This window comes from Paenibacillus sp. 01T422 (assembly GCF_056398785.1).
This window is the reverse complement of sequence record NZ_JBFTQB010000153.1, coordinates 1-9276: the sequence shown is the minus strand read 5'-3', so window position 1 is coordinate 9276 and position 9276 is coordinate 1. Positions and strand designations below refer to the sequence as shown.

9 protein-coding genes are annotated in these 9276 nt (G+C 45.6%); all 9 read right to left on the bottom strand.

Going from position 1 to position 9276, the window contains the following annotated elements; all coding sequences use genetic code 11:
* A partial coding sequence (gene bioD, locus AC1DUA_RS11285; RefSeq protein ID WP_477499835.1) for an ATP-dependent dethiobiotin synthetase BioD occupies positions 1-345 on the bottom strand: 345 nt, incomplete at its 3' end.
* Positions 342-1703 (bottom strand): adenosylmethionine--8-amino-7-oxononanoate transaminase, encoded by a 1362-nt coding sequence (gene bioA / locus AC1DUA_RS11280; RefSeq protein WP_477499834.1) that lies wholly within the window; start codon positions 1701-1703, stop codon positions 342-344. The genes bioD and bioA, both read right to left, overlap by 4 nt.
* Before the next feature lie 217 nt (positions 1704-1920).
* Positions 1921-2472 (bottom strand): NADPH-dependent FMN reductase, encoded by a 552-nt coding sequence (locus AC1DUA_RS11275; protein ID WP_477499833.1) that lies wholly within the window; start codon positions 2470-2472, stop codon positions 1921-1923.
* A gap of 201 nt (positions 2473-2673) precedes the next feature.
* Complete coding sequence (glnA, locus tag AC1DUA_RS11270; protein ID WP_477499832.1) at positions 2674-4098, bottom strand: type I glutamate--ammonia ligase; 1425 nt, start codon at positions 4096-4098, stop codon at positions 2674-2676.
* A gap of 237 nt (positions 4099-4335) precedes the next feature.
* Complete coding sequence (gene aroF, locus AC1DUA_RS11265) at positions 4336-5379, bottom strand: 3-deoxy-7-phosphoheptulonate synthase (RefSeq protein WP_477499831.1); 1044 nt, start codon at positions 5377-5379, stop codon at positions 4336-4338.
* 130 nt (positions 5380-5509) lie between these two features.
* The gene (locus tag AC1DUA_RS11260) at positions 5510-6025 is read right to left on the bottom strand and encodes a DUF2062 domain-containing protein (RefSeq protein ID WP_477499830.1); all 516 of its coding nucleotides are present in this window, start codon (positions 6023-6025) and stop codon (positions 5510-5512) included.
* Between the two features lie 60 nt (positions 6026-6085).
* The gene (locus AC1DUA_RS11255) at positions 6086-7042 is read right to left on the bottom strand and encodes a 4-hydroxy-3-methylbut-2-enyl diphosphate reductase (RefSeq protein ID WP_477499829.1); all 957 of its coding nucleotides are present in this window, start codon (positions 7040-7042) and stop codon (positions 6086-6088) included.
* 46 nt (positions 7043-7088) lie between these two features.
* Entirely contained in the window at positions 7089-8558 is a 1470-nt protein-coding gene (locus AC1DUA_RS11250; RefSeq protein WP_477499828.1) for a sensor histidine kinase, read from the bottom strand.
* Position 8559: 1 nt separating this feature from the next.
* Positions 8560-9249: a response regulator transcription factor gene (locus AC1DUA_RS11245; protein WP_477499827.1), complete on the bottom strand. Its 690-nt coding sequence runs from the start codon at positions 9247-9249 to the stop codon at positions 8560-8562.
* Positions 9250-9276 lie beyond the last annotated feature (27 nt).

Here is a 9276-nt window from a genome sequence, read left to right as displayed (position 1 = left end):
CTCGTATCGCTCAATAAGCGGCTTGCCCGCGGCGATCAGTTCCTGCAGCGTTAAGGTCACGCCGGCTTGCCTAGCAGCGAGAATAGGAGCCAGTTGCACTTCAAAAGTGTATGGCGCTACGGCGTCTGCCCGCTCATTGATTCCCGTCAGCTGCAGCAGTCTTTCCGCATCCGTGTCTCCACTGCCCAGGCATGCGCCTGACTGCACAGGCTTCCATACTCCTGCGTGGCAACCATCCGCACGAAGCGCCGCTGCTATCGCGGCTGTTACCATCGTTTTGCCCACTCCGGTGTCCGTACCTGTGATGAAGAGACCACAGATCGGCTCCGCGCTGTCTTTATTCATCGCCCGCCGCATCCTTCCGTGACCTGAATAATGGATTCCGCCAATATCTCCGTCATCTCTCTAAGCTCGGACGCTGTGCTGGCCAAAGGCGGAATGAAGACAATCACATTGCCAAGCGGCCGCGTCAACATGCCAAGTTCTCTGGCTTTCTGACTCGTCCGCACGCCAATTCGGTCTCCCCACTCGTACGGTTCTCGTGAACTTTTATCACGTACAAGCTCGATTCCAATCATCAACCCTTTTTGCCGGATTTCACCGACGTGCGGTCTATCTATAAGCGCAGCTAGTTCATTGGCAGTATAAACGGCCTTGGAACGAACTCCTTCCAACATGCTTTTCTCTTCAAAAAGCTTTAAGCTGGCCAAGGCTACAGCACAACCGAGTGGATTTCCCGTGTATGAGTGTCCATGGAAAAAGGTTTTCTGCTCGTGATAGTCCGCATAAAAGGCACCATAGATCTCATCCGTCGCCAGCGTTACCGCTACAGGCAAGTAGCCGCCTGTGAGTCCCTTGCCTACCACCATCAGATCTGGGGTTACGTTTTCGAGATCACAAGCGAACATTTCCCCCGTCCGACCGAAGCCAGTTGCTACCTCATCCGCAATTAGCAGCACGTCATACTTACGACACAGCTCAGCCATCTCGCGCAGGCAGCCCTCTGGCATCACAACAATTCCACTGGCTCCTTGGACAATCGGTTCCACAATAAGTGCCGCGAGCTCATCTGCCCTTGCCTCTAGCAAATCCCGCAAAGCAGCTAAAGTTGCTTCTTTGGCTCCCTCTGCGCCCCCTTCATTTCGGTAAGCATAGGGGTAAGGGATAACATGCGATTTGAACAACATTGGACGAAATACCTCATGATAAAGCGGGATCGCCCCAACACTCACAGCCCCAATCGTATCTCCGTGATATGCTTGCCCCATCGTGATAAAAGATTTTTTATTATGCGCCCCCTTGTTATGCCAGTACTGGAAAGCCATTTTAATCGCGATCTCCACCCCGGTTGCTCCAGAGTCCGAATAAAACACCTTGTTTAATCCATCTGGTGTGATGTTCACCAGCTGCTCAGCCAGCTCAATTGCGGGGATATTAGCCATACCTAACAAAGTTGAATGAGCAACAAGCTCCAATTGGTTCGCAATTGCTTGGTTAAGCTCCGGTACATTATGTCCATGAACATTCAGCCAAACAGACGAAAACCCATCGTAATAGGCGCGTCCTTGGACATCGTAAAGCTTAACGCCTTCTCCACGTTCAATGATGAGAGGATCTTCGTTATTGTAGTCTTTCATTTGTGTAAAAGGATGCCAAACGTGCGACTTGTTTAGGGCCGCAAGCTGTTCGTAAGACCTTGACACGACAATCCCTCCTAAAAAGATTTTATTGTTAACCTATTTTAATTATTTTTGGTTAACAATGGATAGTGGTCAGTTTAGCAGAACAAAACATCCTTGTAAATACATTTTCATTTATCCACTGGTTAACAATAAAAAAAGAGCAATACAAAGCGCAGGAACGCCTTGCATTACTCTTATGAAATAAAATGTGAATTTGAATCAATTTTTGTCGAACAAGCTATTGTCGAACGTTCAATATTGTTGTCAAATCGAGGAAAGAATTTACGACACGTCGAACGCGTTTATCGACATCTGGATGAATATCGTCGTAAGCTACCCCAGTTTGAAAGCTTTTCCGTTGATCACCGCCAATTGAAATCCACTCCGGGCAGTTAATACCGTGAAGATTGCGAACGATCGTTTGCAGCTGAGTTAGTGAGCTAACAGCTACAGAACCACCCGCTGAACTGACGGAAAGTACGGCTTTATTATTAAAATGATCTTGTCCGAGATGATCCAATGCATTTTTCAGAACACCAGAGATTCCGCTATGATATTCAGGCGTTGCCAACACGATGCCATCCGCTTCGTGCATCGCACGCTTCATATTTTCAAGCGCTTCATGGCCTCCATGAGAATCATCCGGTGAGTAAAACGGTACCGGTGTTTTGTTCAGATCAATAAGTGTTGCTTGATGTCCATGCGATTGCACCAAGTGCTGGATATACTCCGTAAGTCTTGTGCTTGTAGCTGCTTGCTGGTTGCTTCCTGCAATGAGGGTAATTCTCATAAAATATCTTCCTTCCCTGGGTTGGAATAATAATGAATAAGAAATAATTGATGTTTTCATTATACCTTGTTTTCATTAAATTTCCAGATTTAGATTAAAATTATTATCAAAAAGGAATTATTATCATTAAAAAAACTGCCTCCACCATGAAAAACCATGATAGAAGCAGCTCATTATTATAAATCATATAAGGGCTAGGAATTAACAATCGAAGTACAGGTTGTACTCGTGCGGGTGAATGCGGATTGCAACTTGTTTCGCTTCGCCACGTTTCAACTCGATGTAGTTATCGATGAAATCTTGTGTGAATACGCCGCCTTCAATCAAGAAGTCGGAATCAGCTGCAAGAGCATCAAGAGCTTCGTCTAATGTACCAGGAACGCTGCGGATTTCAGCTTTCTCAGCATCAGACATTTCATAGATGTTAGTATCGAAAGGACCGTATCCAAGTGCACGTGGATCGATTTTCTTTTTGATACCGTCAAGACCAGCCATCAACATTGCTGCGAAAGCAAGGTATGGGTTAGCTGTGCTATCTGGTGTACGGAATTCGATACGACAACCTTTAGGTGTCACAGCTGCGATTGGAATACGAACTGCTGCAGAACGGTTACCTTTGGAGAATACAAGGTTAACCGGTGCTTCGTAACCAGGAACTAGACGTTTAAAGGAGTTTGTGCTTGGGTTCGTCAAAGCGATCAAAGCTGGTGCATGGTAAAGGATACCACCGATATAGTTAATTGCCATTTCACTTAAGTTTGCATATGCTCCTTTTTCATAGAACAAAGGCTCGCTTCCGTCGAAGATGGACATATGAACGTGCATACCGCTACCATTGTCGCCAAACAGCGGCTTAGGCATGAATGTAGCAACTTTGCCATATTCTCTTGCAGTGTTAGCAACGATGTACTTGTATTTGAGCAGGTTATCTGCTGTTTTAGTCAAAGTGTCAAAACGGAAGTTGATTTCAGCTTGACCAGCTGTTGCCACTTCGTGATGGTGACGTTCGATGCGAAGACCTGCGTCAGCAAGTTTATTACACATTTCGGAACGAATGTCTTGTTGGGAATCGATTGGTGCTACTGGAACGTAACCGCCTTTAACTGGAACTTTGTACGCAAGGTTGCCGCCTTCTTCTTTGCGGCCAGTGTTCCAACCAGCTTCTTCGGAGTCAACTTCGAAGTAAGACTTGTTCATACCATTCTCGAAACGAACATCATCAAAGATGAAGAATTCGGATTCTGGTGCGAAGAATGCTGTCGTACCAACACCTGTAGTTTGAAGATATTCTTCAGCTTTTTGTGCGATACTGCGCGGATCACGATCATAACGCTCGCCTTCAGGCGTATGGATGTTGCTCATAATGATTAATGTTGGGTGAGCTGTGAAAGGATCTACATAAGCAGTTTCCGTATCTGGCATCATTACCATGTCAGATTGTTCAATACCACGGAATCCTGGGATGGACGAACCGTCAAAAGCTACGCCGTTTACAAATGTTTCTTCATCYACTTCAGTTGCAGGCAAAGAGATATGCTGTGCTTTACCGGAAAGACCTACGAAACGAAAATCTACCCACTCAATATTTTTTTCCTTGATAAGGTTCAACACGTTTTGAACTGACATTTAAAAAACCCTCCCATTTCCGTACATTCAACGTACTTTACATGATTAATGTTCAACTTTTTGTTGTTATCTTGCACATATTATATAGCGATTAAGCTTTCACAGTCAATACTTATGTCAGGTATTTTTTATTTATGTGTAAGCTATGCTCACACTCTTTCACAGACTTTTCTTATATACAAAAAAAGGAAACGAGTTTCTTCCTAATAGAAGAAACTCGTTTCCTTGAACATAATATTATGCCAGAATAACTTCTTTCTGCGTATCGAACTTTTTGCCAAGCAATGGCGCAAGCTTCTCTAAATCAACCAGCAAGTTTGCGAATTGGTCTGGGAACAGCGATTGTACGCCGTCGCCAGTCATGGAGTTGTCCGGATCTGTATGCATTTCGATGATCAAACCGTCGGCGCCTGCAGCAACGGAAGCTTTCGTCATCGGAACGACAAGTTCTCTGCGACCCGTACCATGGCTTGGATCAGAAATGACAGGAAGGTGGCTAAGCTGTTTAAGTACTGGAATGGCAGATAAATCCAATGTGTTACGTGTGTAAGTTTCGAATGTTCGGATTCCGCGCTCACAGAGCATAACATTCGGGTTGCCGCCAGCAAGAATGTATTCTGCAGCATTCAGGAATTCGTCATACGTGGAGCTGAATCCGCGTTTCAGTAGAACTGGCGTTTGAATCGTGCCTAGTTTACGCAGCAGGTCAAAGTTTTGCATGTTGCGTGTGCCTACTTGCAGGATATCTGCATACTGCGCGCACACATCTACGTACTCAGGAGTCATAACTTCTGTAATCGTTAGAAGCCCATGCTTCTTGCCCGCTTCAGCCATCATGATCAAACCTTCTACGCCTACGCCTTGGAAGCTGTAAGGCCCTGTTCTTGGCTTGAATGCACCGCCGCGCAACACTTGCCCCCCTGCCGCTTTCACCAAACGGGCGATTTCATCGATTTGCTCCGGTGTTTCTACGGCGCAAGGTCCGCCCATTACGACTAGCTGCTCGCCGCCAATTTCCACGCCTTTAATATTAATAACGGTATCTGCCGGATGGAAATCACGGCTTGCTAATTTGTATGATTTTGAAATTTTCACGACTTGTTCGACTCCTGACATTTGGCGTAGTTGTTCTGCTAATTTAGGATCTGCTTGACCGATAATACCGATAACCGTGCGATCTTCGCCTTTGGAGACGTGAGCTTGCACACCTTGCTTCTCAATAAATTGGACGATTTCTTGAATACGCTCGTCAGACGTTTTGTTAGAAGTAATGGCGATCATGATATACACGCTCCTCATTTATATGGGTTGTTCCACTTAATCACTTCAACGCTTGTTCGCTTCTACGCTTTTAATCACTAAAGTAAATATACAACGCTTGACGAAGATTCGTCAAGCGTTAATTTATTTGCTATTCTTCTTGCTTAGAAGGTGCAAGCTGATCCTTGCGGATTCTGCGTTTTTCTTTGCGACGATTTGTATGGTATTTGAGAAAGAGCACGACAGGGAAATAAGCGATAAGACCGAGAATGGTTCCAACCACCATGCCACCCACAATCAAATCCAAACCACTTCTGATGATATTGGATAAGATATGCGGTAAATGATGAATCAGATAAACCTTAACATGCTTCGGTACCAACCAATCTCCAACCTGCTTATTGAGAATTGAAAACGGAATATAAATGATTTTTCCGAATACAAACCCAATTAATGCCGCAGGCAGATTAGCTCTTAACAAATATACCAAAGGAAAAATAAGAACGAATGCAAATCCTGCTGTAGGCAGGGTAAACATTTCTATAGCCAGACCAATTGAAAAGCCGCGCGCAACCTTAGAAGGCCCGCCTTTGGCACGTAAAAGAAGTAAATATTTGTACTTAAACCAGCGTTTGCTGCTTTTCCAATCGTAGCGAGTTTTCATCATTTTCACCTTCTGAGTGCTCTGCATGCTGGTCACAATCCCGCCCTGTGGAATAAATACGAATTACTCGCTGCTGGCTGCTTTGGACTTCATAGCCGGAATGAGCTTCTTCATATTAATAGTACGTGTAACTGCCCAAGTGGTTTCATCTTTTGGATCGTAACTTTCCAGGTAAGATATGACTTCTTTGGTAATCGGAGTCGGCGTAGAAGCCCCTGAAGTCACCCCAACTTTACGGACATGGGTTAACCATTCACGATTCAATTCGGTGATATCAGCTATTCTATACGCCCTGACTCCAGCAATTTCCTCTGAAACTTGCGCTAAGCGGTTAGAGTTGTTGCTTTTGGGATCTCCGACAACGATAACCAGGTCGGATTCTTTGGCTTGTTCGGCCACAGCTTCTTGCCGTACCTGAGTTGCAAGGCAGATCTCATTATGAATTTCCGCCTTAGGAAACAGCTCTAGGAGACGATTCATGATGTGCCTGATATCCCACTGGCTCATCGTCGTTTGATTCGTAATGATGATACGCTCTGACTTAATGTTCAGATGGTCAGCCTCTTCGAGCTTCTCAATAAGATGTACAAGGCCAGGGGCAACACCAACGGCGCCTTCCGGCTCAGGATGCCCCTTTTTACCAATATAGATAACTTCATAGTTGTCTGCTACTTTTTCGCGGATCAAATCATGTGTTTTTGTCACATCTGGGCAAGTTGCGTCGACAACTGTCAAACCTTTGTCTCTAGCGCGTCTTCTAACCTCAGGAGAAACGCCGTGCGCCGTGAAAATGACAGTACCTTTTTCAATTTGCTCCAGAATTTCAAGACGATTCTCGCCGTCCAGCGTGACGACGCCCTCTTCTTTGAAGAAATCGGTGACGTGCGCATTGTGCACAATCATGCCTAATATATAAATTGGTCTTGGAAGATTTAAATTTTTTGCTGTTTGCATAGCCAATGCCATCGCGTCTACGACACCATAACAGTAGCCTCTTGGAGAAATTCTTACGACTTCCATACCTTCCACCTACCCACATCATCTGTTTTCCTTTTATTATAACGGATTACACAGGTAGAGGAAAGTTAGCTGGTAACCATATCATAAATGTACTACCCTTATCCTTGCGTGTCGTCACTTCAACGGATCCGCCATGCTCATCAATAATCCATTTGGCAATGGATAAGCCTAACCCCGTGCCCGTGGTTAGCCCTCTAGATAAGTCCGCACGATAGAATCTGTCGAAAATATGAGGGATATCCTCTTTGTCCATCCCGATCCCCGTATCAGAGATTTGAATACCGATAAAATCACTCGTCCGCGACGTATGAAGGGATACAGTCCCAACTGGCGTATACTTAAAAGCATTCTCAATGAAAATAAACAACAGCTGCTGTAAATAATCGCGATTCCCTTGCACGATGGCATGGTCAAGCACATCTAGATCGCCTACCTGCCATTCCGCGGTGTGCTCTAACAATTGTGCCCTTCTTACAACTTCCTGAACGAGCGGCAGCATTTCGACAGGATTCTTCTCCATGACAACCCCAGCATCTGCTCTGGCAAGCGCGAGAAGATCATTCACGAGCCTGCTCATCCGCTGCGCTTCTCCGGCAATATCGTGCATGGCTTCCAGAGACATTTGCATCTGCTCCTGTGTGGCGAGTTCCGTTCCCGACGTTTTCTTCCACATTTTCTCCAACAGATCCACATTCCCTCGAATCGTCGTCAGCGGTGTTCTGAGCTCGTGAGAAGCATCCGATACGAATCTCCGCTGCGCACGATAGGCATCATCCAGTTCCAGATAGGTAATCTGGATGCGTGAGAGCATGCCGTTAATCGTTTGGGTGAGCCTTCCTATTTCATCAAGTGGTCCCTGATACTCGATTCGCTTCTCCAAATCGTCCCCGCTTCCAATTTGATTGGCAGCGTCAATCACGCGTTCGATCGGTTGAAGCGCCTTGCGCGATAAAAACCACCCAAGCGAAGCAGCAACGATGATCGTAAGCAATGCCCAGAACATGAGCGTGTACTTCAGCGTAACAGCCGTTCTCTCATAGCTGCCAATAGGGACAGCCGCTTGGAGAATTCCAATCAGATTGCTGGCCTGATCATAGATGCCTTGGTAGTAGATGAGGAAATCCTGCTCAAGGACTTTGGTTTTTTGAAAAAAACCACTGTCATCTCCCCTCAATTTATCGATGCTAGAAGCATCCAAAGGCAAAGCTACATTATAAAATTGCAGGTTTGCCGAGCGATTATAGCTTTTGAGGTTCACATTATATAATTGCAGGAACGTATTTGTTGAGTAAAAATCCCTATTCTCCAGCTCTAATTCCACAACAAGCCCTTTTTGTGAAAGAGCGATGCTTTTCTGAATGCGCAGGGAGGTATTCCCTGCCTCTCGCTTCAAGTCCTGACGGATTTGATCGTACAAAAAGTAATTCAAGAAAACATATAGCACGATCCCGAAAAGCAGCATCGTCAATGCCAAAACACCTGAATACCAAAGCGTCAGCCGCAAACGAAGCGACATATCAGGATTCCCCTCTCAACACGTACCCCGCTCCCCGGACGGTTTGAATCAATCGTTTATGGCCGAACTCTTCGGTTTTTTGACGAAGCAGCGCTATGTATACCTCGAGCACATTAGATTCGCCGCTGTAATCGTAGCCCCATATTTTTTCCATAATAATATCTCGTGAAAGAACACGCTTCGGATTCTGCATGAACAGGTGAAGCAAATCAAACTCTTTGGTTGTCAATTCAATCAATTTATCGTCACGGAACACTTCACGCGTATCCAAATCAAGTATCGTATCCTCATGGCTCAATCGGTTCGTCGGCTGCTCAGCCCGCTCCGTTCTACGACGCAAAAGAACCCGCACCCTTGCGAGCAGTTCCTCCAGCGCAAAGGGCTTGACCAAATAATCGTCAGCACCAAGATCCAGACCTTTCACACGATCGCTAATTTCATCTTTGGCGGTTAACATCAAGATCGGCACCTCGCTGCCGCTTTCGCGGATACGGCGCACAACCTCCCAGCCGTCAATATGCGGCATCATCACGTCCAAGATTAGTAAGTTCGGTTCCGCCCTTAACATTTGCTTAAGTCCCTCTGCACCATTACTTGCCGTTTCAACGGAATAGCCTTCAAATGCCAGGCCACGTCTTAACATGGATGTGATTTTCTCATCATCATCGATAACCATAATATTTTCCCTCATTGGATGGCCCCCCTTCTTTCTCTTCAT

Excerpts from the sequence above, each read along its gene's own strand:
- aroF (WP_477499831.1), bottom strand. The coding sequence starts at position 5,379 with ATGATCGCCATTACTTCTAACAAAACGTCTGACGAGCGTATTCAAGAA.
- AC1DUA_RS11250 (WP_477499828.1), bottom strand. The coding sequence starts at position 8,558 with ATGTCGCTTCGTTTGCGGCTGACGCTTTGGTATTCAGGTGTTTTGGCA.
- AC1DUA_RS11255 (WP_477499829.1), bottom strand. The coding sequence starts at position 7,042 with ATGGAAGTCGTAAGAATTTCTCCAAGAGGCTACTGTTATGGTGTCGTA.
- AC1DUA_RS11260 (WP_477499830.1), bottom strand. The coding sequence starts at position 6,025 with ATGATGAAAACTCGCTACGATTGGAAAAGCAGCAAACGCTGGTTTAAG.
- AC1DUA_RS11275 (WP_477499833.1), bottom strand. The coding sequence starts at position 2,472 with ATGAGAATTACCCTCATTGCAGGAAGCAACCAGCAAGCAGCTACAAGC.
- AC1DUA_RS11245 (WP_477499827.1), bottom strand. The coding sequence starts at position 9,249 with ATGAGGGAAAATATTATGGTTATCGATGATGATGAGAAAATCACATCC.